The sequence below is a fragment of the Streptomyces sp. NPDC058240 genome (assembly GCF_042882135.1).
Lineage (GTDB): Bacteria > Actinomycetota > Actinomycetes > Streptomycetales > Streptomycetaceae > Streptomyces.
In genome coordinates this window covers 836,669-861,846 of record NZ_JBHVWT010000001.1, presented here as the reverse complement: position 1 = coordinate 861,846, position 25,178 = coordinate 836,669, and the positions used below count along the sequence as shown (strand labels likewise).

Genomic DNA, 25,178 nt, shown 5'->3' with positions numbered 1-25,178 from the left:
CGGGACCCATCCGGATGCCGTCCCCGCACACCGAACAACGCATGAAACCCGAAGGAAAGGCACTTCACATGAGCAGCAACGAGACGCCGCGCGGTCCCGTCGACTCCTCCCGCGTCCCGCGGTACGCCGGACCCGCGACCTTCGCCCGGCTGCCCCGCCTCGACGAGGTCGGCACCGCCGATGTCGCCGTCGTCGGCGTGCCCTTCGACACCGGTGTCTCCTACCGCCCCGGCGCCCGCTTCGGCGGCAACGCGATCCGTGAGGCCTCGCGCCTGCTGCGCCCGTACAACCCCGCGCAGGACGCCTCGCCGTTCGCACTCGCGCAGGTCGCCGACGCCGGTGACATCGCCGCGAACCCGTTCGACATCAACGAGGCCGTCGAGACGATCGAGGCCGCGGCCGACGATCTGCTCTCCACCGGCGCCCGCATGATGACGCTCGGCGGCGACCACACCATCGCGCTGCCGCTGCTGCGCTCCGTCGCCAAGAAGCACGGCCCGGTCGCGCTGCTCCACTTCGACGCGCACCTCGACACCTGGGACACCTACTTCGGTGCCGAGTACACCCACGGCACCCCGTTCCGCCGCGCCGTCGAGGAGGGCATCCTCGACACCTCCGCGCTCTCCCACGTCGGCACCCGCGGCCCGCTCTACGGCAAGCAGGACCTGGACGACGACGCGAAGATGGGCTTCGGCATCGTCACCTCCGCCGACGTCATGCGGCGCGGCGTCGACGAGGTCGCCGACCAGCTGCGCCAGCGCATCGGCGACCGGCCGCTCTACATCTCCATCGACATCGACGTCCTGGACCCGGCGCACGCGCCCGGCACCGGCACCCCAGAGGCCGGCGGTCTTACCTCCCGCGAGCTCCTCGAAATCGTCCGCGGGCTGTCCTCCTGCAACCTCGTCTCCGCCGACCTGGTCGAGGTCGCCCCCGCGTACGACCACGCCGAGATCACCTCCGTCGCCGCCTCCCACACGGCGTACGAGCTGACGACGATCATGTCCCGCCAGATCGCAGAGGCCCGTACGAAGTGAGCCACGACCACCACGACGAACGGCCGCGGCTCACCCCCGAGCAGATCGTGGCCGCCCTGAACCCCCCGGCCGGACGCAACGGCGGCGACCTCGTCGTCGAGACCCTCCAGGGCCTCGGCGCGACCACCGTCTTCGGCCTGCCCGGCCAGCACGCGCTCGGCATGTTCGACGCGCTGCGCCGCTCCTCGCTGACGTACATCGGACTGCGCGTCGAGAACAACGCGGGCTTCGCCGCCGACGCGTACGGCCGCGTCACCGGGGAAGTGGCGCCGCTGCTGCTCTCCACCGGACCGGGCGCCCTCACCTCCCTCGCCGCGCTCCAGGAGGCGGCGGCGGCCTCCGCGCCCGTGCTGGCGATCTCCAGCCAGATCCCGACCTCGGGCCTGGGCGGCGGACGCCACGGCTACCTGCACGAGCTGCGGGACCAGAAGGCGTCGTTCCGCGACGTCGTGAAGTCGGTCCACACCGTCCGTACCGCCTCCCAGATCCCGTCGGCCATCGCCGCCGCCTGGGAGTCCGCGCTGACCGCCCCGCACGGCCCGGTCTGGATCGAGATCCCGCAGGACGTACTCCTGGCGGAGACCACTCTGCCGGTCGTCACGGCGATGGACGCCACCCCGCGCGAACTGCACGCCCGACCCGAACTGACCGCCGTGGCGGCCGACCTGCTGTCGAAGGCCGAGCGTCCGGCGATCATCGCGGGCGGCGGAGTCGTACGGTCCGACGCCTCCGGCAAGCTGCTGGCGCTCGCGGAGAAGCTGGACGCACCCGTCGTCACCACCTTCGGCGGCAAGGGCGCCTTCCCGTGGGAGCACCCGCTCTCTCTCCAGTCCTGGCTGGAGGACCGCTACACGACGGACTTCCTGGAATCCGCCGACGTGCTGCTGGTCGTCGGCTCCGGACTCGGTGAACTCTCCTCGAACTACCACACGTTCGCCCCGCGCGGCCGGGTGATCCAGATTGAGGCCGACGCCGGGAAGCTGGAGTCCAACCACCCCGCGCTCGGCATCCACGCCGACGCCCGCGAGGCGCTGTCCGACCTCCTCGAAGCGGTCGACCGCCGCGAGGACCCCGCGGCGCCGGACCGGGTCCGTACGGTCCTCGAAGCGGTACGGGACAGGATCGCCGCCCAGGAACTCACCCTGGAGCAGCGGCTCATCGCCTCGGTCCGCGAGGCGCTGCCCGACACGTCCCCCAGCTTCTGGGACATGACGATCCTCGCCTACTGGGCCTGGTCCGCCTTCGACGCCCGCCACCCGAACACGATGCACTCGGCCCAGGGCGCGGGCGGCCTCGGCTACGGCTTCCCGGCCGCCCTCGGCGCCGCGGCGGCCGACCGTACGAGGCCGGTCCTCGCGGTCTCCGGGGACGGCGGCGCGATGTACTCGATCGCGGAACTGGCCACGGCCCGCCAGTACGACCTGCCGGTCACCTGGCTGATCGTCGACGACGGCGGCTACGGCATCCTGCGCGAATACATGACGGGCGCCTTCGGCGAGGCCACGGCGACGGAGCTCTCCCGCCCCGACTTCGTCGCCCTCGCCGAGTCGTTCGGCGTCCCGGCGGTCCGTACGACCCCCGAGACGCTCGCCGCCGACCTGGCGAAGTCCTTCGCCCGGCCCGGCCCTTCGGCGGTCGTGCTGCCGGCCCTGCTGAGGATGTTCGAGCCGACGCATCTGTAGGCACCGGCCCGCTGCCCGCCCGCGTACCCGGCTCCGGTCGCGCGGGCGGGTTCAGCGGGTTCAGCGGGTTCATTTGCGGGGCGGGTGCTCCTTCGCGATGAGTGCCGCCTGGTCCTCCCTGCCCCGGTGGAAATCCGGCCGCTCGTCGGGATTGAGGCTGGTGGGCACGTTCTTCGCCGGTGGCAAGAAGTCGGTCAGCGACCGGAAGACCGGGTCTGCCGCCGCTCCCTGGCCGCGGATCCGGGCCTGCACCAGGTAGTGGACGATCTCCCGCAGGGGCTCTCGCAGCTGGGGTTCCGGCCGCGCGGCGGCCTTCTCCGCGGCTCCCGGCTGTCCCAGCCCATGGTGTTCGTTCTGCGCGAGCCTCTGCAGGGCCGCGACCGCCGCGTAGAGCCGACCGCAGCGGTATGCCTCGGCGTGCCGGACCGGCTGAGCGCTCGTCAAGGTTCCCCCTCGGTCAATGTGCCGGGTCGCACCCGGTGACCGATACCCGCGCGTGACGGGCGACGAACCGCACAGCCCGGAATGTACAACTTTCCGGCCGGTCATGAGTCGTTACTCACGGGTGCGCCGGGAGCGCACCGTACCGATCCACTCATGGGGGAGAAGCCGCATGAAAGAACAGCCCTGCATATCCCGTCGGGCAAAGGCCGCGCTGTCCGTCGCGCTCGCCGCGGGCGTGCTCGCACCCGTGGCGCTCGGCGCCGCGCCCGCGGCGGCGGCGACGCCGACGGTGAGCTGCACGTCCGGCAAGGCCGGGCTCGCGGCGAAGCTGACGAAGGACATCACCGCCGCGCTCAAGGGCCGGAAGTCGACGACGGCCGTGGCGCTCTACGACCGGAAGACCAAGACCAACTGCTCCCTGCGGGCGACCACCAAGTACGACTCCGCCAGCGTCGTGAAGGCGACCGTGCTGGCGACGCTGCTCTGGGACAACGGGAAGCACAACCGCTATCTCACCCAGCGCGAGATCAACCTCGCCACCGCCATGATCACCAAGTCCGACAACAACGCGACCACCAGCCTGTGGAAGCAGCTCGGGGCGACCAAGGTCAAGGCGTTCCTCAAGGCCGCCGGGATGACACACACCGTGCCCGGCTCCGGTGGCTACTGGGGGCTGACCCAGATCACCGCCCAGGACGAGCTGCGGCTGCTGACCCTGCTGACCGCCAAGAACTCCGTGCTGAGCGACAACGCGCGCTCCTACGAGCTGGGCCTGATGCGCAAGGTGATCTCCTCGCAGCGCTGGGGCACGCCCGCCGGAGCCCCGTCCGGCGCGACCGTCCAGGTCAAGAACGGCTGGCTGCCGCGCGCCACCCACGGCTGGCGGGTGCACAGCATCGGTGCCTTCACGGGCAAGGGGCACGATTACGGGATCACCGTGCTCACGCAGGACAACAAGACGATGAACGACGGCATCAACACCATCCAGGCCGTCGCCCGCGCCGTGCACAAGGACCTCAACCCGGCCGTCGCCGCGAAGACGACCTCGACCGTCGCTCCGCCCGCAGCCCCGCAGGAAGCGGTGCCCGCGGTACCGGAGGCCCCGGCGGTACGCATGCTCACCGCGACGCCGCGGTCGTAGCGCCTGCCGGCGGGCCGGTCCTACGCCGGTCGTCGCACGCCCCTACGCCGATAGCACTGTCTTCGGCCCCGTCTTTGTAACGGCGGGATGAAATCCGCTGCCCACCGCGTTGGTGCCTTCCGGTAGACCATGTCTGACGGGAGGCACCGGTGACGGACGCAGGGGACGTACAGAGCGCGACGCAGGCCCCGGGCTGGGCCCGGCGGCTGTGCGGCTACGCATGGCGCTACCGGCGCAATGTGCTGCTGGCGCTCGGCTCGTCGCTCGCGGGAATGGCGGTGATGGCCCTCGTCCCGCTGATCACCAAGGTGATCATCGATGACGTCGTCGTCGGCCACACGCGGTCCCTCGCCGTCTGGACCGGGCTCCTCGTAGTCGCCGCCGCGCTGGTGTACATATCCACGTACATCCGCCGGTACTACGGCGGCCGGCTGGCCCTCGACGTGCAGCACGACCTCCGTACCGAGATGTACGGGACGATCACCCGCCTCGACGGGAAACGGCAGGACGAGCTGTCCACCGGCCAGGTCGTCGGGCGCGCCACCAGCGACCTGCAACTGATCCAGGGACTTCTGTTCATGCTCCCGATGACGATCGGGAACGTACTGCTCTTCATCATCTCCCTGGTGATCATGGCGTGGCTCTCGCCGCTGCTCACCCTGGTCGCGGTCGCCGTGGCCCCCGCCCTCTGGTTCATCGCCCGCCGCTCCCGCGCCCGGCTCTTCCCCGCCACCTGGTACGCCCAGGGGCAGGCCGCCGCCGTCGCCGGAGTCGTCGACGGGGCCGTCTCCGGGGTCCGGGTCGTCAAGGGGTTCGGGCAGGAGGAGCAGGAGACCGGCAAGCTGCGCGAGGTCGGGCGGAAGCTCTTCGCCGGACGGCTGCGGACGATCCGGCTGAACTCCCGCTACACCCCCGCCCTCCAGGCCGTCCCCGCGCTCGGCCAGGTCGCGATGCTGGCCCTCGGCGGCTGGCTCGCCACCCGGGGCGAGATCACCCTCGGCACCTTTGTCGCGTTCTCCACCTACCTCGCCCAGCTCGTCGGCCCGGTCCGGATGCTCGCCATGGTCCTCACCGTCGGACAGCAGGCGAGGGCCGGCGTCGAGCGCGTACTGGAACTGATCGACACCGAGCCGACCATGAAGGACGGCACCAAGGAACTCCCGGCCGACGCGCCCGCGAGCGTCGAATTCGACGACGTTCGGTTCGGCTATGACGAGGGCCGCCCCGTCCTCGACGGCTTCTCGCTGACCATCGAGCCCGGTGAGACCGTCGCCGTCGTCGGCGCCTCCGGCAGCGGCAAGTCCACCGTCTCGCTGCTGCTGCCCCGCTTCTACGACGTGACGCACGGCGCCGTCCTGGTCGGCGGCCACGACGTCCGCGAACTGACCCACGAATCCCTGCGCGCCGCCATCGGCCTCGTACCGGAGGACAGCTTCCTGTTCTCCGACACCATCCGCGCCAACATCGCCTACGGCGTCCCCGACGCCACCCAGGAGCAGATCGAGGAGGCGGCCCGCGCCGCCCAGGCCGACCGGTTCATCGCGGACCTGCCCGGGGGCTACGACACCAAGGTCGGCGAACACGGACTCACCCTCTCCGGCGGCCAGCGCCAGCGCGTCGCGCTCGCCCGCGCCATCCTCACCGACCCCCGGCTGCTCCTCCTCGACGACGCCACCTCCGCCGTCGACGCCCGCGTCGAGCACGAGATCCACGAGGCGCTGCGCCAGGTGATGGCAGGCCGGACCACCCTGCTGATCGCCCACCGCCGCTCCACCCTCGGCCTCGCCGACCGGATCGCCGTCCTGGAGCACGGCCGGCTCGCCGACATCGGTACGCACGAGGAGCTGGAGCGCCGCTCCCCGCTCTACCGGCGGCTGCTCACCGATCCGGACGGGCTGGGCGGCACCTCGCCCGGACACCAGCGGCTGACCGCCGCCGACACGACCCCCGACGACGACCGCGCGCTCCAGGAAGAACTGGACGCCGAGTTCGACGCCGAGCGCGGCATAAGCCCCCATCTGTGGGTCCGCAAGGAGGAGCCGCGCGACACCGGGGCGGCCGGCATGCCCGCCACCCCCGAGCTGCTCGCCCAGGTCGAGGCGCTGCCGCCAGCCACCGACACCCCCGACATCGACGAGGCGCGGGCCGTCGGCGCCGAGAACTCGTACGGGCTGCGCAGGCTGCTGCGCGGCTTCGGGCTGCCGCTGCTGGTGAGCCTGGCGCTGGTCGCGGTCGACGCGGGCGCCGGTCTGCTGCTGCCGGTACTGATCCGGCACGGCATCGACCAGGGCGTCTCGCAGCTGGCGCTCGGCGCGGTCTGGGCGGCGTCCGCGCTGGCCCTCGTGGTCGTCCTGGTGCAGTGGGCCGCCCAGATCGGCGAGACCCGGATGACGGGCCGCACCGGCGAGCGGGTGCTGTACTCACTGCGGCTGAAGATCTTCGCGCAGCTCCAGCGGCTCGGCCTGGACTACTACGAGCGCGAGCTGACCGGCCGGATCATGACCCGGATGACGACGGACGTGGACGCGCTGTCGACGTTCCTGCAGACCGGACTGGTCACGGCCTTCGTCTCCGTCGTCACCTTCTTCGGCATCATGGTCGCGCTGCTGGTCCTGGACGTGCAGCTGGCCCTCGTCGTCTTCGTGACGCTGCCGGCGCTGGTCGTCGGTACGTTCTTCTTCCGCCGCAAGAGCGTCAAGGCGTACGAGCTGGCCCGCGAGCGCATCAGCGTCGTCAACGCCGACCTCCAGGAGTCCGTCTCCGGGCTGCGGATCGTGCAGGCGTTCCGCCGCGAGCGCGACGGCGCCGACCGGTTCGCGGAGCGCAGCGACCACTACCGCGAGGCCAGGGTCCGCGGCCAGTGGCTGATCTCGGTCTACTTCCCGTTCGTGCAGCTGCTGTCGTCGGTGGCCGCGGCCGCCGTCCTGATCGTCGGCGCGGGCCGGGTCGACAACGGCACGCTGACCACCGGTGCGCTGGTCGCGTACCTGCTCTACATCGATCTGTTCTTCGCTCCGGTGCAGCAGCTCTCCCAGGTCTTCGACGGTTACCAGCAGGCCACCGTCTCCCTCGGCCGCATCCAGGAACTGCTGCGCGAGCCGACCTCCACCGACGCCGCGGACGAACCGCTGGACGTGCTGTCGCTGCGCGGCGAGATCGCCTTCGAGGACGTGTCCTTCGCGTACGGCTCCGGCGACGACGCCGAGGAGGCCCTTATCGGCGTCGACCTGCGGATACCGGCCGGACAGACGGTCGCGTTCGTCGGCGAGACCGGCGCGGGGAAGTCCACCCTCGTCAAGCTCGTCGCCCGGTTCTACGACCCGACGGGCGGCCGGGTCACCGCGGACGGCACCGATCTGCGCCGCCTCGACCTCACCGCGTACCGGCACCGGCTCGGCGTCGTGCCGCAGGAGGCGTACCTCTTCGCGGGCACGATCCGCGACGCCATCGCCTACGGGCGGCCCGAGGCCACCGACGCCGAGGTGGAGTCGGCGGCGCGGGCGGTCGGCGCCCACGACATGATCGCCACCCTGGACGGCGGCTATCTGCACGAGGTCGCCGAGCGGGGCCGCAACCTCTCGGCCGGTCAGCGCCAGCTGATCGCCCTGGCCCGAGCCGAACTCGTCGACCCGGACATCCTGCTGCTCGACGAGGCGACCGCCTCGCTGGACCTCGCCAGCGAGGCCCTGGTCAACCAGGCGACCGACCGGCTCACGGGCCGCCGCACCACCCTGGTCGTCGCCCACCGGCTGACCACGGCCGCCCGCGCCGACCGGGTCGTGGTGATGGACCACGGCCGGGTCGTCGAGGACGGCACGCACGACGAACTCCTGGCCAGGGAAGGGCACTACGCCGTGCTGTGGCGCACGTTCATCGGTGAGGACGAGCCCGCGGGGGTGTGAGCACCGGGCCCGTCCACCGGGTCACTCGCCGATGCCGGAGATCTTCCCGGTCCGCAGGTCCGAGCAGCGTCCGGCCGATGAGACGTCGGCCGGGGCCCTGTGCGTTGCGGAGTCGAGGCATGGCGGTTCCTGCCTTTCGTATGGCTCTGTCCTGTTGGAGCCATGCTGTGGCGATTCGGTTGCCCCGGGGGCGGAGCGCACCGGATGCAACCTTCGGATGGCCTCCTGCGTCGTACGCATGTATGCGTACGTGCCGAGCAAGGGCGTAAATGTTCGACTGGTGATGAGGTTGCTGGTGATCGTAGGGGCGGGGAAGTCCGGAAAGGTTGAATTGTCCAGCGGAGGCGACGGCAGAGGCAGAAACGAAGCCGGGAGCGGAGGCGGAGGGGGGAGCCGCGGTACCCGCCGGATGCTGGTGTGCTCGATCGTCCTGCCGCTGGTGGCCGCCCTCGGCCTGGTGCTCAGCGGCCCCGCGGTAGGCCGCGCCGACGCCGCGACGGTCTGTGCCGGGCGCCCCGCGAAGACGGTCCCGTTCGAGACCGGCGAGCTGCGCATCTACAAGAACCGCTCCTACGCCTGCGCGACAGCCGTCGCCAAGAAGCCGGGCCCGCGCCGCACCATGTCCGTGACGATCCAGGCGCGCGGCGGCAGTCCCGTCGTCGACAAGGGCAAATACACCAAGCAGGCCGGCCCGGTGACGGTCCACGCGCTCAACCGATGCGTCAGGGCCTCGGCCAAGATCTCGGGGAAGTCGGGCTCCACGGGCTGGATCCTCTGCTGACCCACGGGCCGGAACACCCGATCTCTCCGCGCCGACCGGGTCTGGCGGCACAGGTGTCGCCCCGCTAGGTTCACGACGAATGTTGTGATTCCTGGGAGGGCGTATGCGCAAGGCGTTCAGAGGGTTCCTGTCGCTCGCGGTGCTCATCGGCACAGCGGGTGTCACGGGTGCCTCGGCCGGGGCGGCCACCGCCGCGGAACCGGCCGCGTTCATGAGCCGGTCCGTCAGTGACGACGGCACCGGCACGGACATCAAGGACCGCATCCTGGCCATCCCCGGGATGAGCCTCATCGAGGAGAAGCAGTACGCGGGCTACCGCTACTTCGTCCTCAACTACACCCAGCCGGTCGATCACCGGCACCCGTCCAGGGGCACCTTCCAGCAGCGCATCACCGTGCTGCACAAGGACACCTCCCGCCCGACGGTCTTCTCCACCAGCGGATACAACGTCTCCACGAATCCCGGCCGCGCCGAGCCGACCCGGATCATCGACGGCAACCAGGTCTCCCTGGAGTACCGCTACTTCACCCCCTCCCGCCCGGCGCCCGCCGACTGGTCCAAGCTCGACATCTGGCAGGCCGCCAGCGACCAGCACCGCGTCTTCACCGCGCTGAAGCGGATCTACCCCAGGAAGTGGCTGACCACCGGCGTCTCCAAGGGCGGCATGACGGCCACCTACTTCGAGCGCTACTACCCCGAGGACATGGACGGCGTCGTCGCGTACGTCGCGCCCAACGACGTGGTCGACAAGGAGGATTCGGCCTACGACCGGTTCTTCGAGCACGTGGGCACCAAGGAGTGCCGCGACCGGGTGAACGCCGTCCAGCGCGAGGCACTGGTCCGCCGCGGGCCGCTGGAGAAGAAGTACCGGGAGCACGCCGCCGCCAACGGCTACACCTTTGCCACCACCGGCTCGCTCGACAAGGCGTACGAGGCCGTCGTCATGGACTACGTCTGGGCGTACTGGCAGTACAGCCTGCTGTCCGACTGCGACACCATCCCGGCCGACGCCGGGACCGCCCCCGACCAGGCGATCTGGGACTCCGTCGACTCGGTCTCCGGCTTCTCCACCTACACCGACCAGGGCCTGGAGAACTACACCCCGTACTACTACCAGGCGGGCACCCAGCTCGGTTCGCCCAATATCCGCCAGCCGTGGCTCGGCGGTCTCAGCCGGTACGGATACCAGCCGCCGCGCACCTTCGTGCCGCGCTCCATCCCGATGAAGTTCCAGCCGTCGGTGATGCGCGACGTCGACAACTGGGTGAAGCGTCACGCCGATCGGATGCTGTACGTGTACGGGGAGAACGACCCGTGGGGCGCGGAGCGCTTCCGGCCCGGTGCGGGCTCCCGTGACAGCTACGTCATGACCGTGCCCGGCGGCAACCACGGTGCCGCGGTGGCCGGCCTCGCCGAGGACGACAGGGCGAAGGCCACCGCGGCCATCCTGCGCTGGGCGGGCGTCGCCCCGGCCGCCGTGCGGGACGACCCGGCGAAGGCCGAGCCGCTCGCGAAGTTCGACGCGCGGCTCGACAAGCGGGACGTGATGAACGAGCGCGGGCAGCGGCCGTAGCGGCTCTCCGAGCCGGGGGAGGGGCTGTGCGCGCGGCGCACAGCCCCTCCGTGCTTCCGGCTAGTACGTCAGCCCGTAACCGACCGGGTGCAGCACCCGGGCCGGATCGTCCGCGCGCTGCACCGGGACCGGCAGGGTGCCCCGCGGTTCGGCGCGGCCCGCGATCACCCGGGCGGCGGCCCGCAGTTCGACATCGGTCCAGGAGTACGTGGCCAGGTTCGCCGCGAACCCGGTCCCGGACAGCTGGGCGACGTCGTACGGATTGCGGATCGCGACCGTGATCACCGGGATGCCGGTCGCCGCCAGCGCGCTCACCAGGGTGCGCTGCGAGCTCGTCGCCGAGACGTTGTACGTCGCCACGACCACCGCGTCCTTGCCCTGGGCGGCCGCCACCGCCTCGTCGATCTTCGCCTTGGCGGGGGCGGTGCCGGTGGACAGCGCGGTCGCCGCGTACCCCAGTTCACCGAAGGCGGTGGCCAGCGTGGTGGTCGGCGGTCCGGTGGTGCCGGACGGGGAGGCGGGATCGGCGCCGACCACGAGCAGGTTCCGGTGGGAGCGGCGGGAGAGCGGCAGCACCGCACCCTCGTTGGCGAGCAGGGTGGTGGTGCGCTCGGCGATCCGGTCGGCGGCGGCGAGGTGCGACCGGGTGCCGACGGTGCGGTCCACTCCCGAGTGGCTGACGAACGGGTCGTCGAACAGCCCGAGCTTCGCTTTCAGCCGCAGGATGCGCAGGATCGACTCATCGATCCGGGCCTCGCTGATCTCACCGCCCTTCACGGCCTCCAGGACGGCGTTCCAGGAGACGTCGAGGCGCGGTGGGTTGAGCAACTGGTCGACGCCGGCCTTGAGGGCGAGGACCGGCACGCGCTCGTCGCCGTACTTCGTCCGCACCCCCTCCATGCCGAGCGAGTCGGTCACCACGACACCGTCGTAGCCGAGCTCCTCGCGCAGGATGCCGGTGAGAATCGGGTGGGACAGCGTCGCCGGGTCCTCCGCCGGGTCCAGCGCCGGGACCACGATGTGCGCGGTCATGATCGAGTCGATGCCCGCGGCGATGGCGGCCCGGAACGGCGGCTCGTCCAGCTCGGCCCACTGCTCCCGGGTGTGGTTGATGACGGGCAGCCCGGTGTGGCTGTCGGTGCTGGTGTCGCCGTGGCCCGGGAAGTGCTTGGCGGTCGAGGCGATCCCGCTGCTCTGATACCCCTTCACCTGCGCGGCGACCATGCCGGCCACGGACTGCGGGTCGGAGCCGAAGGAGCGTACGCCGATCACCGGGTTGGCCGGGTTGACGTTGACGTCGGCGTCCGGGGCGTAGTTCTGGTTGATGCCGATCGCGGCCAGTTCGGCGCCCGCGATCTGGCCGGCCCGGCGGGCGTCGGAGCGCGAACCGCCCGCGCCCAGCGCCATCGCGCCGGGCATCAGGGTGGCGGGCTCGCCGACCCGGCAGACGATGCCGTGCTCCTGGTCGGTGGAGACGAGGAGCGGCAGCGGGGTGGGGCCGGCGAGACCGGCGCGCTGGATGCCGTTGGAGAGGTCGGCGATCTGGTGCGGGTCGCGGGTGTTGTGCGCCCAGGCGAAGTAGATGATCCCGCCGACGTGGTACCTGTCGATCATCTCGGCGGCCGTGCGGACCCCGATCTCGGCCATGTTGGCGTCGATGTCGGCCTGGTCGGGGTCGGTGGCGGAGTGCCCGTACACCCGCATCACGAAGAGCTGCCCGACCTTCTCCTCCAGGGTCATCCCGGAGATGATCCGCTTGAGGCGTTTGGTGGTGGCGGCTGCATTGTGCTGCCCGCCGCTGTGTCCGCTGCTCGCGGACCTCTGGGCGGCGACGGCGCCGGGGGCGAGGCCCACGCTCGTGACGGCGGCGACTGCCGTCGCGGCGGTGGCGGTGAGGAGGGTGCGTCTGGAGGTGCGGTGGTGCACGTGAGCTCCTTCGGCCGTACTCGGGGACGAGGGGTGGTGAAAGAAACTGCCAAGGAGCACGGATATCCAGAAAATAACTTCCGGTCAAGGGTCCGGACCGTTTTGAGCCCCTGCGGCGTGGCAGGGGCCCCTGCCACAGTCCCGTCCCGAGGCCCTGCCCCAACCTCGCCCCGGCCCCGCCTCAGCCGCCCCTCAGTCCTGCCTCAGCCCCACCGTGGCCCCGTGCGTCCGCAGCGCGGACACCGCCGCCGTGATCGCGGGCCGCCGGGCCGCCTCCGTACGCCACAGCGCGTACAGCCGCCGCACCGGTACGGGATCGAGCGGCACCGCCACCACCCCCGGCGGCAGTTGCCCCCGCCCCAGACGCGGGATCATCGCGACCCCGAGGCCGGCGGCCAGCAGGGCCAGCTGGGTGTGGTTCTCCTCCGCCTGGTGCCGGATGTCCGGCTCGCAACCCGCCGCTCGCAACGTCCGTACGAGCCAGTCGTGGCAGACCGTCCCCGGCGGCTGGCAGATCCACCGCTCCTTCGCCAGCTCCTCGCGCCGCACATCGCCCCGCCCGGCGAGGCGATGCCCCTCGGGGACCAGCAGATCGCAGTGGTCGTCACCGATCACCGCCTGCGCCACGCCCTCGGGGGCGGGCAGCGGGGCGATGTCCCAGTCGTGCGCGACCGCCAGATCGATCACGCCCTTGGCCACCAGATCGACCGAGAGATGCGGATCGACCTCGGTCATCCGGACGTCCACGGCCGCGTGGTCCCGGTCCAGCTCCGCCAGCACCCCGGGCAGCAGCCCGCGCGCCGCGGACGCGAACGCGCCGATCGACAGCCGCCCGGTCGGCAGCCCCCTGCGCTCCTCCAGTGTCGTCTCGGCGCGCTCCACGATCGCCAGCAACTGCTGGGCCGTCGCGGCCAGATGGAGCGCCTCCTCGGTCAGCGCGACACCGCGCCCGCGCCGTTCGAGCAGCGTCGTACGGGTCTCCCGCTCCAGCTTGGTGATCTGCTGCGAGACCGCCGACGGGGTGTAGCCGAGCGCGGCGGCGGCGCCCGCGACGGAGCCGTGGACGGAGACGGCGTGCAGGGCGCGCAGCCGGGCCAGATCGAGCATCGGACCTCCCGTGCCATTTGTTGGCGATTCGTGGCGACTCATTAGAGACGCTCAATTCCACCATGAAGATATCCGCGCTGGTGCTACATGGTCGGCGCGGGTGATCCTCGGTGCATGCGTCCCCTCCACATCGCCCTGGCCGCCCTGGTGACCGCCGTCTGGGGTGTCAATTTCGTCGTCATCGAGGTCGGCCTCGGGCACTTCCCGCCGCTGCTCTTCTCCGCCCTGCGCTTCCTGGTCGCCGCGCTGCCCGCGGTCTTCCTCGTCGGCCGGCCCAAGGTCGCGTGGAAGTGGATCGTGGGCGTCGGGCTGGCCCTCGGGGTGGCGAAGTTCGGTCTGCTCTTCATCGGCATGGACCGCGGCATGCCCGCCGGTCTCTCGTCCCTCGTGCTCCAGGTCCAGGCGGTCTTCACGGCCCTCTTCGCCGCCGTCGCACTCGGTGAACGGCCGGGAAGGATACGGGTGTTGGGGATGGTGGTGGCCCTCGCGGGCATCGGCGTCGCGGCGGTCGACGAGGGGGCGGGCGGCCCCGTGCTCGCCTTCGTCCTGGTGATCGTGGCGGCGGCCTGCTGGGGCGTGTCCAACGTGCTGACCCGCAAGGCGGCCCCGCCCGACTCGCTCAACTTCATGGTGTGGGTCTCGACCGTGCCCGTGATCCCGCTGCTCGGCCTCTCCCTCCTCTTCGAGGGCTGGGACCGCGACGTGGACGCGCTGGCCGCGCTGGACTGGAGCGGCGCCGGGATCATCGTCTACGTCGCCTGGATCACCACCGTCTTCGGCTTCGGCGCCTGGGGCTTCCTGCTGCGCCACCACCCGGCCTCCTCGGTGGCCCCGTTCACCCTGCTCGTCCCGGTCTTCGGGATGTCGTCGGCCGCGCTGCTGCTGGGCGAGTCGGTGAGCCCGCTGCGGTGGTGCGCGGCGGCGCTGCTGGTCGGCGGGGTGGCCCTCACCTCGCTGGCGGGTGCGCGGCGGCCGCGCACCCCGGCACCGGACTCCCCGGAGCCGAAGCCGGGGTCGGAGGTGGAGCCGGAGGTGGCGCGGGCCGCCTGAAAGCGCCGTACCGCCTACTGCTTGGGCGAGCCCAGCCGCAGCAGATGCTCCCGCCCGGCGGCCAGCAGCCCCGGCAGCTCCGCCGCCCCCGGGTGCCAGCGCTTCTCGTACTCCCAGCAGACCCAGCTGTCCGGGTCCAGCGTGTCCAGGCAGGCCCTCAGCGGCAGCACCCCGGCTCCCAGCGCCAACGGCTCGGTGTCCTCGGCCGACGCGATGTCCTTCACCTGTACGTATCCCAGGTGCGGGGCCAGCACCGCATGGCTCGCGGCCGGCTCCTCGCCCGCCAGCCAGGTGTGCATGATGTCCCACAGCGCGCCGACCTGGCCGTGCCCGACCGTCCCGACGACCCGGGCCACATCGACGCCGGCCCGGTGCGAGTCATGGGTCTCCAGCAGGATGCGTACGCCCTTGTCGGCGGCGTGCGGAGCGGCGGCGGCCAGTCGCCGGGCGGCGGTCGCGTCGGCCACGGCGGGGTTCTGGCCGCCGCCGCCCGGGAAGACCCGGACGTTCTGCGCGCCCAGGTCGTGCGCCAGGTCCACCAGCCCGGCGAGCTCCTCCAGCACCGGCGCGTCGTCGCCCTCGGCGGCGGCCCGGACATACCCGGCGACGGTCAGGATCTCGACGCCGCCCTTCCTGAACTCCTCGACGACGGCGGCCCGTTCGGGCGCGGAGATGCCCGGGTGCACCGGCTCCTCGGGGTGGGCGCGCAGTTCCACCCCCTGGTAGCCGTGTCCGGCGGCGAGCCGGACGACGTCGGCGACCGGCATCCCCGGCACTCCGAGGGTCGAGAAAGCGAGCTTCACGTGCGTGTCCTTCCGTCGGTACGTGCCACTGCACCGTACGGACCGGGCAGCGGCCGGCACACCATGGGCCCGGGTCGCGGGTCGCGGGCCACGGGGTGTGGGTCACAGGTCGCGGGTCGCGCGGCTCACGACCGCGGCGGCGCCGTCGACCCCCGCACCATCAGTTCCGCCGCGATCGTCGCGATGCCCCCGGGCGGCGGCGTCTCCTTGCCCATCGCGAGGCGGCCCGCCCGCGCGCCCGCCTCGAAGAGCGGCAGCCGCACGGTCGTCAGCGCCGGGACCGCGTCCACCGAGAAAGGCAGGTCGTCGAAGCCCGCCACCGAGATGTCCTCGGGGATACGGAGACCGCGGTCCCGGATCGCCGCGCTCGCGCCCAGGGCCACCGTGTCGTTGGCGGCGACGACCGCCGTCACCTCCGGTTCGCGGCGCAGGAGTTCGAGTGTGGCGTCGTAGCCGGAGCGGCGGTCGTAGGGTCCGTGGACGGTGAGGCGCTCCTCGTCGCCGACGAGCCCCGCAGCCCGCATCGCGTCGCGGTGGCCCTCCAGTCGATGGCGGGTGGTCGTCCGCTCCAGCGGGCCCGCGACATAGCCGATCCGCCGGTGGCCGAGCGAGAGCAGGTGCTCGGTGAGGCGGCGTCCGCCGCCCCGGTTGTCGAAGGCGAGCGCGGCCACGACCGCCTCGCCGTCCGGCAGCGGGGGCCGCCCGCACAACACCACCCGGGTGCCCGCGTCCGCGAGCTTGGCCAGCTTGGCGGAGACCGCGGCCTGGTGCGCCGGGTCCTCCACGGCGCCCCCGGTCAGCACGACGGCCGCGGCGCGCTGGCGCTGGAGCAGGGTGAGATAGGTGAGTTCGCGCTCGGGGGAGCCGCCGGTGTTGCAGACGACGGCGAGCTTCTCGCCACCCGCCCGGCCCGAGCCGTCCCCGGGCCCGCCGATCTCGGTCTGCGCCGCACCCGCCATGATCCCGAAGAACGGGTCCGCGATGTCGTTGACCAGGATGCCGACCAGGTCCGACGTGGCCGCCGCGAGCGAACTCGCCGGCCCGTTGAGCACATAGTCCAGGTCGTCCACCGCGCGCAGGACCCGCTCGCGGGTGGACGCGGCCACCGGGTAGTTGCCGTTCAGCACGCGGGAGACGGTGGCCGGCGACACCCGGGCGCGAGCCGCCACATCCGCCAGGGTGACTGTCATCGCTTTCCTCCGAGGGTTTTGGGCCGGGCCCTCTTGTCCGGGCCGCTGTCGGCAGGCTAGCGTCATCCCTGATAGAAAGCGCTTGCTACGGTTGTTGGAGGAAGTTTCGTGACACGCAGGACAGTGCGCATCGCCATGAACGGCGTCACGGGTCGCATGGGATACCGGCAGCACCTGGTGCGCTCGATCCTCGCGATCCGCGAGCAGGGCGGCCTCGACCTCGGCGACGGGGACGTGCTGTGGCCCGAGCCCGTGCTGGTCGGCCGCCGCGCCCACGCGCTGGAGGAGCTCGCCACGCAGCACGGCCTGACCGAGTGGTCGACCGACCTCGATGCGGTCCTCGCCGACGACACGATCGACATCTACTTCGACGCCCAGGTCACCTCGGCCCGCGTGGACGCGATCAAGAAGGCCATCGCCGCGGGCAAGCACATCTACACCGAGAAGCCCACCGCCACGGACGTCGAGGGCGCCCTGGAGCTGGCCCGGCTGGCCGGTGAAGCCGGAATCAAGCACGGCGTGGTCCAGGACAAGATCTTCCTGCCGGGCCTGCTGAAGCTGAAGCGCCTCATCGACGGCGGCTTCTTCGGCGAGATCCTCTCCGTGCGCGGCGAGTTCGGCTACTGGGTCTTCGAGGGCGACTGGCAGGAGGCCCAGCGCCCGTCGTGGAACTACCGCGCGGAGGACGGCGGCGGCATCGTCGTCGACATGTTCCCGCACTGGGAGTACGTGCTCCACGAGCTGTTCGGCCGGGTCTCCACCGTCCAGGCGCACGTCCGGACGCACATCCCGCAGCGCTGGGACGAGCAGGGCAAGCCGTACGCCGCGACCGCCGACGACGCCGCGTACGGCATCTTCCAGCTGGAGAGCGGCGCGGTCGCGCAGATCAACTCCTCCTGGACGGTCCGCGTCAACCGCGACGAGCTCGTCGAGTTCCAGGTCGACGGAACCCACGGCTCCGCCGTCGCGGGCCTGCGCAACTGCCGTGTCCAGCACCGCTCGGCCACCCCCAAGCCGGTCTGGAACCCCGACCTCCCGGTCACCGAGTCGTTCCGCGACCAGTGGCAGGAAGTCCCCGACAACGCGGTCTTCGACAACGGCTTCAAGGCCCAGTGGGAGCTCTTCCTGCGCCACATCGTCCTCGACGAGCCGTACACCTGGGACCTGATGGCCGGCGCCCGCGGCGTGCAGCTCGCCGAGCTGGGCCTGAAGTCCCACGCGGAGGGCCGCCGCCTCGACGTACCGGAGCTGTCGCTGTGACGAGCCACCCCACGCACGGCACACCGGAGCTGATCTGAGTGACCATCCACCTCCCGCAGGGCCCGTACGAACCCCGCGCCACCCCGCTCGACCTGGCCCCCGGCACCGGCCCGCTCGCCTCGCGCACGGTCTTCTCCGCCGCCCATGTCGTCGCCGACCCGTACGCCGACATCAGCCCCGACTCGCCGGCCGCCGTCGACTGGGACGCCACCCTCGCCTTCCGCCGCCACCTCTGGTCGCACGGCCTGGGCGTCGCCGAGGCGATGGACACCGCCCAGCGCGGCATGGGCCTGGACTGGGCCGGCGCGGCCGAACTGATCCGCCGCTCCGCCGCCGAGGCCAAGGCGGTCGGCGGCCGCATCGCCTGCGGCGTCGGCACCGACCAGCTCACCGGCCCCGCCTCCCTCGCCGAGGTGCGGTCCGCGTACGAGGAGCAGCTCGCGCTCGTCGAGGAGAGCGGCGCCCAGGCCATCCTGATGGCCTCCCGCGCGCTCGCCGCGGCGGCGAAGGGGCCCGAGGACTACCTGGAGACGTACGCCCACCTGCTGCGCCAGGCATCGGAGCCGGTCGTCCTGCACTGGCTGGGCCCGATGTTCGACCCCGCGCTGGACGGCTACTGGGGCTCCTCGGACCTCGACACCGCCACCGACACGTTCCTGAAGGTCATCGCGGAGCACCCGGACAAGGTCGACGGCATCAAGATCTCGCTCCTGGACGCCGAACGCGAGATCGATGTCCGCCGCCGTCTCCCGAGCGGGGTCCGCTGCTACACCGGCGACGACTTCAACTACCCGGAACTGATCGCGGGCGACGACCGGGGCTTCAGCCACGCCCTGCTCGGCATCTTCGACCCGCTGGGCCCGCTGGCCGCCCACGCGGTACGGGTCCTCGACACGGGTGACACCCAGGGCTTCCGCGACCTCCTCGACCCCACGGTCGAGCTGTCCCGCCACCTCTTCCAGGCGCCCACCCGCTTCTACAAGACGGGCGTGGTGTTCCTGGCCTGGCTGGCCGGCCACCAGGACCACTTCACCATGGTCGGCGGCCTGCAGTCCGCGCGCTCGCTGCCGCATCTGGCGAAGGCGTACGAACTCGCCGACCGCCTGGGCCTGTTCCCCGACCCGGAACTGGCCGAATCCCGGATGCGCGCCCTGCTCGCGGTCAACGGAGGCACCCGATGAGCGACGGCCGTCTCTCCATCAACCAGGAGACCATCAAGCAGTGGTCGCTGCCCGAACTGGCCGAGGGCTGCGTCAAGGCGGGCATCGACAAGGTCGGCCTGTGGCGGGCCCCCGTCCAGTCGTACGGCATCGAGCGCACCGCCCGACTCCTGGCCGACTCCGGCCTGTCCGTCACCAGCCTGTGCCGCGGCGGCTTCTTCACCGCCCTGGACCCGGCGGAACGGGCCCGCGCCCTGGACGACAACCGCGCCGCGCTCGACGAGGCGGCGGCCCTGTCCACCGACACCCTGGTCCTGGTCTCCGGCGGCCTCCCCGAGGGCAGCAAGGACCTGCACGGCGCCCGTGAACGCATCGTGGACGCCCTGGGCCAACTGGCTCCGTACGCGGCCGAACGCGGCGTACGCCTCGCCATCGAACCGCTGCACCCGATGTTCGCCTCGGACCGCTGCGTCGTCTCCACGCTCTCCCAGGCCCTGGACATCGCGGAGCGCTTCCCCGCCGAACAGGTCGGGGTGGTCGTCGACACGTACCACATCTGGTGGGACGACCAGGCGCCCGCACAGATCGCCCGCGCGGGCGCGGGCGGCCGCATCCACTCCTTCCAGCTGGCCGACTGGATCACCCCGCTCCCGGCCGGCGTCCTGGTGGGCCGCGGCCAACTCGGCGACGGAGCGGTGGACTTCCGCGCGTTCCGCACCCTGGTCGAGGCCACCGGCTTCGACGGCCCGATCGAGGTGGAGATCTTCAACGAGGAGCTCTGGGCCCGAGACGGTGCCGAAGTCCTCGCGGAGGTCGCGTCCCGGTACGCCGAACACGCCTGCTGAAAAGGCGCTTTGCCACCAAGGCAAAGAGATCGTCAAGACGTGCAACCGTTCGGCGTCCTATCGAGTCGTATCTGGCGTCGGGCGCTTCCGGGGAGGGATCTGGGGGGATCGGGAAGCCCTGGCGGTGGGGGAAAGCGAGGGGGGTCCGGTCTTCTGACCGGGCCCCGTTTCGTGTCCCCCCATGGCGCGGACGTGACACATTGCGTAGGAGGTGTCACGTCTTTTTGGAAGGATGCGCCTGCTGCGTTCTGGTGCGTCAGGCGCTGGCGCTGCCGTCCTTGACCGCGGAGACGAACGACGACCAGCCGCCGACGGAGAAGACGAGCGCGGGGCCGCTCGGGGCTTGCTGTCGCGGACGAGGATGTGGGTGCATCCGTCGGCAACCTCAAGGCACTCGCCGTTGGTGCCACCGCTGTAGCTGGCCGGACTCGGTCATATCCGCCACCTTGTGCAGCTGTTCCGCCATGACGTGCGGCCCGCCGATGCGGTGCCTGAGCGAGGCCTCGTCGAGCAGTGTCCGGGCAACCGGAGTCGATGACTTGGTGAGCAGCCGGCCGTGCTCCATGCGGCTGACCTCCTGGCGGACCGGCGCGTGACCGGCAGCGAACTGCACTTCCTCGCCGCCCGGTTGACGGAGTCGTTGCGTGACGTGAAACGGGTCGCGGAGAGCAGGGGGCACGACCGCCGCAAGCGCCGGGACAAGGAGCGGAGCCGAGCGATCCGTAAAAGTGGCTGCGCATACATGAGCGATGCCGATAGCGTGTGAATAGCACATCTGTGCGAATGATGCTCACTGGGAGGCTACGTCGCGTGTCGCAAAATCCTCAGCTGACCGGAAAGCTCGATTCCGTGGAAGGGCTCAAGGAGCTCTTCGGAGGCGGACTCTTCGGGAAGCGGGCCAAGAAGAACCATGCCCTGTTCTCCGGGGCCACCGCGAAGGGCGTGGCGCGGGCCACCGTCCTGGCCACCCGGGACTACGGCGACGACAATGTTTACCACGTCGTCGCGTTCTGCACCGGGCAGGACGCCATCGCCGACGCCCGGATCGCCGAGTTGCGGCAGCGGGCCGAGGGAATCGCCGACGAGCTGCGTACGCACGGCTATTTCTACTACGACACCCCGACGGTCTGGGACGGCGACGGCAAGATCTGGATCAGCAAGAAGCCGCTGTTCCGCGATCTCGGCGCGCCGACGGAGGGCCTGTACGTCTTCCCGCTCCAGGAGAGCGCGACCGCTTCGGCGCCGACCGACGTGGCCTGGGCCGTCGTCGACGGCAAGCTGCACATCGTGGTCGTCGCGAAGTAGGTACGGCCGGAAGGGGGCGAGGGGGAACCGCCTCCCTTCCGGGCTGTCAGTGCGAGGTACTAGCGTCGAGGCATGTCCAACATGGCCGTCCTCGAAGGTGTGCTTGAGCGCATCACGTACGCCAACGAGGAGAACGGGTACACCGTCGCCCGCGTCGACACCGGTCGCGGTGCCAACGATCTGCTCACCGTGGTCGGTTCGCTGCTCGGTGCGCAGCCCGGTGAGTCGCTGCGGATGGAAGGGCGCTGGGGTTCGCACTCGCAGTACGGCAAGCAGTTCACCGTCGAGAACTACACGACGATCCTGCCCGCCACCATCCAGGGCATCCGCCGCTACCTCGGCTCCGGCCTGATCAAGGGCATCGGCCCGGTCATGGCGGACCGGATCACCACCCACTTCGGCGTCGACACCCTCGACATCATCGAGCAGCAGCCGAAGCGGCTGGTCGAGGTGCCGGGGCTCGGGCCGAAGCGGACGAAGATGATCGCCGCCGCCTGGGAGGAGCAGAAGGCGATCAAGGAGGTGATGGTCTTCCTCCAGGGCGTCGGCGTCTCCACCTCCATCGCCGTCCGTATCTACAAGAAGTACGAGGACGCCTCGATCTCCGTCGTGAGGAACCAGCCCTACCGGCTCGCCGCCGACGTCTGGGGCATCGGCTTCCTCACCGCGGACAAGATCGCCCAGGCCGTCGGCATCCCGCACGACAGCCCGGAGCGGGTCAAGGCCGGGCTCCAGCACGCGCTCTCGCAGTCCACCGACCAGGGGCACTGCTTCCTCCCGGAGGAGCGGCTGATCGCGGACGGGGTGAAGCTGCTCCAGGTCGATACGGGGCTGGTCATCGAGTGCCTCGCCGAACTGGCCGAGGACCCGGAGGGCGTCGTACGGGAGAAGGTGCCGTCGCCCGAGGGCGGCGAGTTCGTCACCGCCATCTACCTGGTGCCCTTCCACCGTGCCGAGATCGCCCTCGCCGCCCAGGTCCAGCGGCTGCTGCGGACGCCCGAGGAGCGGATGCCGGCCTTCGCGGACGTGGACTGGGACAAGGCGCTGGCCTGGCTCGTCACGCGTACGGGGGCGAATCTGGCCCCCGAGCAGGAGGCGGCGGTCCGCCTGGCGCTCAGCCGGAAGGTCGCGGTGCTGACCGGTGGGCCCGGCTGCGGGAAGTCGTTCACCGTCCGGTCGATCGTGGAGCTGGCGCGGGCCAAGAAGGCCAAGGTGGTGCTGGCCGCGCCCACCGGGCGGGCGGCCAAGCGGCTCTCCGAGCTGACCGGGGCCGAGGCGTCCACCGTGCACCGGCTGCTCGAACTGAAGCCGGGCGGCGATGCCGCGTACGACCGGGACCGTCCGCTGGACGCCGATCTGGTCGTCGTCGACGAGGCGTCGATGCTGGATCTGCTGCTCGCCAACAAGCTGCTGAAGGCGGTGGCGCCCGGCGCCCACCTCCTGCTCGTCGGGGATGTCGACCAGTTGCCGTCGGTCGGCGCGGGGGAGGTGCTGCGCGATCTGCTCGCCGACGGCAGCCCCGTCCCCGCGGTCCGGCTCACCACGATCTTCCGCCAGGCCCAGCAGTCCGGCGTCGTCACCAACGCCCACCGGATCAACTCCGGGCTTCCGCCCCTCACTCAGGGCCTCAAGGACTTCTTCCTCTTCGTGGAGGACGAGACGGAGGACGCCGGCGTGCTCGCGGTGGACGTCGCGGCGCGCCGCATTCCCGCCAAGTTCGGCCTCGACCCGCGGCGCGACGTACAGGTCCTCGCCCCGATGCACCGCGGCCCGGCCGGCGCGGGCACGCTCAACGGGCTCCTCCAGCAGGCCATCACCCCGGGGCGCCCGAACCTCCCCGAGAAGCGGTTCGGCGGCCGGGTCTTCCGGGTCGGCGACAAGGTCACCCAGATCCGCAACAACTACGACAAGGGGGAGAACGGCGTCTTCAACGGCACGGTCGGCGTCGTCACCGCCCTCGACCTGGACGAACAGAAGCTGACGGTCCTCACCGACGAGGACGAGGAGATCGGTTACGACTTCGACGAGCTGGACGAGCTGGCCCACGCGTACGCCATGACGATCCACCGCTCGCAGGGCAGCGAGTACCCGGCCGTCGTCATCCCCGTTACCAGGAGCGCCTGGATGATGCTCCAGCGGAACCTGCTGTACACCGCCGTGACCAGGGCCAAGAAGCTCGTCGTGCTGGTCGGCTCGCGGCAGGCGATCGGCCAGGCGGTCCGCACGGTTTCCGCAGGCAGACGCTGTACGGCGCTGGATTACCGGCTGTCAGGGGGCTCGGGCGGAGGATCGGCGGAAAAAATGATCGATCAAATCGGTGGGAAACATCACGCAGCCCTTCCGGAACCGGAACCGAGGGGGCAGGATGAGTAAGTTCGCGGCACTCAGTGCCGCGAGTAGGTCCAATGGACGACCCCGAGTGCACTCTCCTGAGCCAAATGGGGGAGGGTGGAGACAGTCAGGGAACCTCGAAGAAGAGGCACTACGTCGGTGAGGGATGACGTGAGCGACAACTCTGTAGTACTGCGGTACGGCGACGGCGAGTACACCTACCCGGTGATCGACAGCACCGTCGGCGACAAGGGCTTCGACATCGGGAAGCTCCGGGCCAATACCGGTCTGGTGACGCTGGACAGCGGATATGGCAACACCGCAGCCTATAAATCCGCCATCACCTACCTCGACGGTGAGCAGGGCATCCTGCGCTACCGCGGCTACCCCATCGAGCAGCTCGCCGAGCGCTCGACGTTCCTCGAGGTCGCGTACACGCTCATCAACGGCGAGCTTCCCAAGGTCGACGAGCTGTCGACCTTCAAGAACGAGATCACCCAGCACACGCTGCTGCACGAAGACGTCAAGCGTTTCTTCGACGGCTTCCCGCGCGACGCCCACCCGATGGCCATGCTGTCCTCGGTCGTCAGCGCGCTGTCCACGTTCTACCAGGACAGCCACAACCCGTTCGACGAGGAGCAGCGCCACCTCTCGACGATCCGGCTGCTCGCCAAGCTGCCGACGATCGCCGCGTACGCGTACAAGAAGTCGATCGGGCACCCCTTCGTCTACCCGCGCAACGACCTCGGGTACGTCGAGAACTTCCTGCGCATGACCTTCTCGGTCCCCGCCCAGGAGTACGACCTGGACCCGGTCGTCGTCTCCGCGCTCGACAAGCTGCTCATCCTGCACGCGGACCACGAGCAGAACTGTTCGACCTCCACCGTGCGTCTGGTCGGCTCCTCGCAGGCGAACATGTTCGCCTCGATCTCCGCCGGCATCTCGGCGCTGTGGGGCCCGCTGCACGGTGGCGCCAACCAGTCGGTGCTGGAGATGCTCGAAGGCATCCAGGCCAACGGCGGCGATGTCGACTCCTTCATCCGCAAGGTGAAGAACAAGGAGGACGGCGTCCGGCTGATGGGCTTCGGCCACCGCGTCTACAAGTCCTTCGACCCGCGCGCCAAGATCATCAAGGCCGCCGCCCACGACGTGCTGTCCGCGCTCGGCAAGTCCGACGAGCTGCTCGACATCGCGCTGAAGCTGGAGGAGCACGCGCTCTCCGACGAGTACTTCGTCTCGCGCAACCTCTACCCGAACGTGGACTTCTACACGGGTCTGATCTACCGGGCCATGGGCTTCCCGACCGAGATGTTCACCGTGCTCTTCGCCATCGGCCGTCTCCCCGGCTGGATCGCCCAGTGGCACGAGATGATCAAGGAGCCGGGTTCCCGCATCGGCCGCCCGCGCCAGATCTACACCGGAGAGGTCCTGCGCGACTTCGTCCCGGTCGAGGCCCGCTGAGCCTCGTCACACCCCCCGCACGACCCCCGGCCGCCGAGGCCGGTCGACTTCGCCCCGCGTACCGCGCTTTCGCACAGAGCGCGGTGTCCGGGGCGATTTGCGTACCCGGCGGCGGCACGGCGAGCGCCTGACAACAGCGAGAAGCGCCCCGCCATCGATCCCCCCACGGGCCGACAGCGA

The 25,178-nt window shown here is 70.9% G+C and carries 19 protein-coding genes and 1 pseudogene; 13 read left to right on the top strand and 7 right to left on the bottom strand.

Annotation, left to right across the window (positions count from 1 at the left end; genetic code table 11):
• Positions 1-68 precede the first annotated feature (68 nt).
• Complete coding sequence (gene speB / locus ACFVX4_RS03830; protein ID WP_389971588.1) at positions 69-1,037, top strand: agmatinase; 969 nt, start codon at positions 69-71, stop codon at positions 1,035-1,037.
• Positions 1,034-2,719 carry a thiamine pyrophosphate-binding protein gene (locus tag ACFVX4_RS03825; protein ID WP_389971586.1) on the top strand — a complete coding sequence of 562 codons (1,686 nt, stop codon included), beginning with the start codon at positions 1,034-1,036 and terminating at the stop codon, positions 2,717-2,719. The genes speB and ACFVX4_RS03825 overlap by 4 nt, the downstream gene beginning before the upstream one ends.
• 69 nt (positions 2,720-2,788) lie before the next feature.
• On the opposite strand, the gene ACFVX4_RS03820 is transcribed toward ACFVX4_RS03825, so the two are convergent.
• On the bottom strand, positions 2,789-3,163 hold the full coding sequence (locus tag ACFVX4_RS03820; protein WP_389971584.1) for a hypothetical protein: 375 nt from the start codon (positions 3,161-3,163) through the stop codon (positions 2,789-2,791).
• A 169-nt stretch (positions 3,164-3,332) separates the two neighbouring features.
• On the opposite strand from ACFVX4_RS03820, the gene ACFVX4_RS03815 reads away from it, so the two are divergent.
• From ACFVX4_RS03815 to ACFVX4_RS03800, 4 genes are all read left to right on the top strand, one after another.
• Positions 3,333-4,304 (top strand): serine hydrolase, encoded by a 972-nt coding sequence (locus ACFVX4_RS03815; protein ID WP_389971582.1) that lies wholly within the window; start codon positions 3,333-3,335, stop codon positions 4,302-4,304.
• Positions 4,305-4,453: 149 nt separating this feature from the next.
• Positions 4,454-8,206, top strand: coding sequence for an ABC transporter ATP-binding protein (locus ACFVX4_RS03810; protein ID WP_389971580.1), 3,753 nt, complete (start codon positions 4,454-4,456; stop codon positions 8,204-8,206).
• 409 nt (positions 8,207-8,615) lie between these two features.
• A complete protein-coding gene (locus ACFVX4_RS03805; protein WP_389971578.1) occupies positions 8,616-8,987 on the top strand; it encodes a hypothetical protein in 372 nt (123 codons plus the stop codon).
• A gap of 103 nt (positions 8,988-9,090) precedes the next feature.
• Complete coding sequence (locus tag ACFVX4_RS03800) at positions 9,091-10,560, top strand: S28 family serine protease (RefSeq protein ID WP_389971576.1); 1,470 nt, start codon at positions 9,091-9,093, stop codon at positions 10,558-10,560.
• 60 nt (positions 10,561-10,620) lie between these two features.
• Here ACFVX4_RS03800 and ACFVX4_RS03795 read toward each other — a convergent pair whose 3' ends face one another.
• Positions 10,621-12,486, bottom strand: coding sequence for a glycoside hydrolase family 3 protein (locus ACFVX4_RS03795; protein WP_389971573.1), 1,866 nt, complete (start codon positions 12,484-12,486; stop codon positions 10,621-10,623).
• 192 nt (positions 12,487-12,678) lie between these two features.
• Positions 12,679-13,593 (bottom strand): LysR family transcriptional regulator, encoded by a 915-nt coding sequence (locus tag ACFVX4_RS03790; protein WP_389971571.1) that lies wholly within the window; start codon positions 13,591-13,593, stop codon positions 12,679-12,681.
• Positions 13,594-13,707: 114 nt separating this feature from the next.
• Between ACFVX4_RS03790 and ACFVX4_RS03785 the strand changes: the two genes are divergently transcribed.
• Positions 13,708-14,643: an EamA family transporter gene (locus ACFVX4_RS03785; RefSeq protein ID WP_389971569.1), complete on the top strand. Its 936-nt coding sequence runs from the start codon at positions 13,708-13,710 to the stop codon at positions 14,641-14,643.
• 14 nt (positions 14,644-14,657) lie between these two features.
• Here the strand turns inward: ACFVX4_RS03785 and ACFVX4_RS03780 are convergent, their stop codons facing one another.
• Positions 14,658-15,446, bottom strand: coding sequence for a sugar phosphate isomerase/epimerase family protein (locus tag ACFVX4_RS03780; protein WP_389971567.1), 789 nt, complete (start codon positions 15,444-15,446; stop codon positions 14,658-14,660).
• 125 nt (positions 15,447-15,571) lie between these two features.
• Positions 15,572-16,636 (bottom strand): LacI family DNA-binding transcriptional regulator, encoded by a 1,065-nt coding sequence (locus ACFVX4_RS03775; RefSeq protein ID WP_266418956.1) that lies wholly within the window; start codon positions 16,634-16,636, stop codon positions 15,572-15,574.
• Between the two features lie 108 nt (positions 16,637-16,744).
• Here ACFVX4_RS03775 and ACFVX4_RS03770 point away from each other — a divergent pair, with 108 nt between their 5' ends.
• The 3 genes from ACFVX4_RS03770 to ACFVX4_RS03760 are packed head-to-tail and all read left to right on the top strand — an operon-like array spanning position 16,745 to position 19,901.
• Positions 16,745-17,896 carry a Gfo/Idh/MocA family protein gene (locus tag ACFVX4_RS03770; RefSeq protein WP_389971565.1) on the top strand — a complete coding sequence of 384 codons (1,152 nt, stop codon included), beginning with the start codon at positions 16,745-16,747 and terminating at the stop codon, positions 17,894-17,896.
• Between the two features lie 38 nt (positions 17,897-17,934).
• On the top strand, positions 17,935-19,077 hold the full coding sequence (locus ACFVX4_RS03765) for a dihydrodipicolinate synthase family protein (protein WP_389971563.1): 1,143 nt from the start codon (positions 17,935-17,937) through the stop codon (positions 19,075-19,077).
• Positions 19,074-19,901: a sugar phosphate isomerase/epimerase family protein gene (locus ACFVX4_RS03760; RefSeq protein ID WP_389971561.1), complete on the top strand. Its 828-nt coding sequence runs from the start codon at positions 19,074-19,076 to the stop codon at positions 19,899-19,901. The genes ACFVX4_RS03765 and ACFVX4_RS03760 overlap by 4 nt, the downstream gene beginning before the upstream one ends.
• A gap of 57 nt (positions 19,902-19,958) precedes the next feature.
• Here ACFVX4_RS03760 and ACFVX4_RS03755 read toward each other — a convergent pair.
• Positions 19,959-20,279: pseudogene (locus ACFVX4_RS03755) on the bottom strand (hypothetical protein); the annotation flags it as partial.
• Between the two features lie 7 nt (positions 20,280-20,286).
• A complete protein-coding gene (locus ACFVX4_RS03750) occupies positions 20,287-20,514 on the bottom strand; it encodes a Scr1 family TA system antitoxin-like transcriptional regulator (RefSeq protein WP_389971559.1) in 228 nt (75 codons plus the stop codon).
• A 197-nt stretch (positions 20,515-20,711) separates the two neighbouring features.
• Here ACFVX4_RS03750 and ACFVX4_RS03745 point away from each other — a divergent pair, with 197 nt between their 5' ends.
• The 3 genes from ACFVX4_RS03745 (at position 20,712) to ACFVX4_RS03735 (ending at position 24,998) form a co-directional block, all read left to right on the top strand.
• Positions 20,712-21,206, top strand: coding sequence for a hypothetical protein (locus ACFVX4_RS03745; protein ID WP_389971557.1), 495 nt, complete (start codon positions 20,712-20,714; stop codon positions 21,204-21,206).
• 72 nt (positions 21,207-21,278) lie between these two features.
• Positions 21,279-23,579, top strand: coding sequence for an ATP-dependent RecD-like DNA helicase (locus tag ACFVX4_RS03740; RefSeq protein ID WP_389971555.1), 2,301 nt, complete (start codon positions 21,279-21,281; stop codon positions 23,577-23,579).
• A 129-nt stretch (positions 23,580-23,708) separates the two neighbouring features.
• Positions 23,709-24,998 (top strand): citrate synthase, encoded by a 1,290-nt coding sequence (locus tag ACFVX4_RS03735; RefSeq protein ID WP_266418968.1) that lies wholly within the window; start codon positions 23,709-23,711, stop codon positions 24,996-24,998.
• Positions 24,999-25,178: the final 180 nt, after the last annotated feature.

Excerpts from the sequence above, each read along its gene's own strand:
- ACFVX4_RS03800 (WP_389971576.1), top strand. The coding sequence starts at position 9,091 with ATGCGCAAGGCGTTCAGAGGGTTCCTGTCGCTCGCGGTGCTCATCGGC.
- ACFVX4_RS03760 (WP_389971561.1), top strand. The coding sequence starts at position 19,074 with ATGAGCGACGGCCGTCTCTCCATCAACCAGGAGACCATCAAGCAGTGG.
- ACFVX4_RS03815 (WP_389971582.1), top strand. The coding sequence starts at position 3,333 with ATGAAAGAACAGCCCTGCATATCCCGTCGGGCAAAGGCCGCGCTGTCC.
- ACFVX4_RS03790 (WP_389971571.1), bottom strand. The coding sequence starts at position 13,593 with ATGCTCGATCTGGCCCGGCTGCGCGCCCTGCACGCCGTCTCCGTCCAC.
- ACFVX4_RS03740 (WP_389971555.1), top strand. The coding sequence starts at position 21,279 with ATGTCCAACATGGCCGTCCTCGAAGGTGTGCTTGAGCGCATCACGTAC.
- ACFVX4_RS03805 (WP_389971578.1), top strand. The coding sequence starts at position 8,616 with ATGCTGGTGTGCTCGATCGTCCTGCCGCTGGTGGCCGCCCTCGGCCTG.
- ACFVX4_RS03775 (WP_266418956.1), bottom strand. The coding sequence starts at position 16,636 with ATGACAGTCACCCTGGCGGATGTGGCGGCTCGCGCCCGGGTGTCGCCG.
- ACFVX4_RS03785 (WP_389971569.1), top strand. The coding sequence starts at position 13,708 with ATGCGTCCCCTCCACATCGCCCTGGCCGCCCTGGTGACCGCCGTCTGG.
- speB (WP_389971588.1), top strand. The coding sequence starts at position 69 with ATGAGCAGCAACGAGACGCCGCGCGGTCCCGTCGACTCCTCCCGCGTC.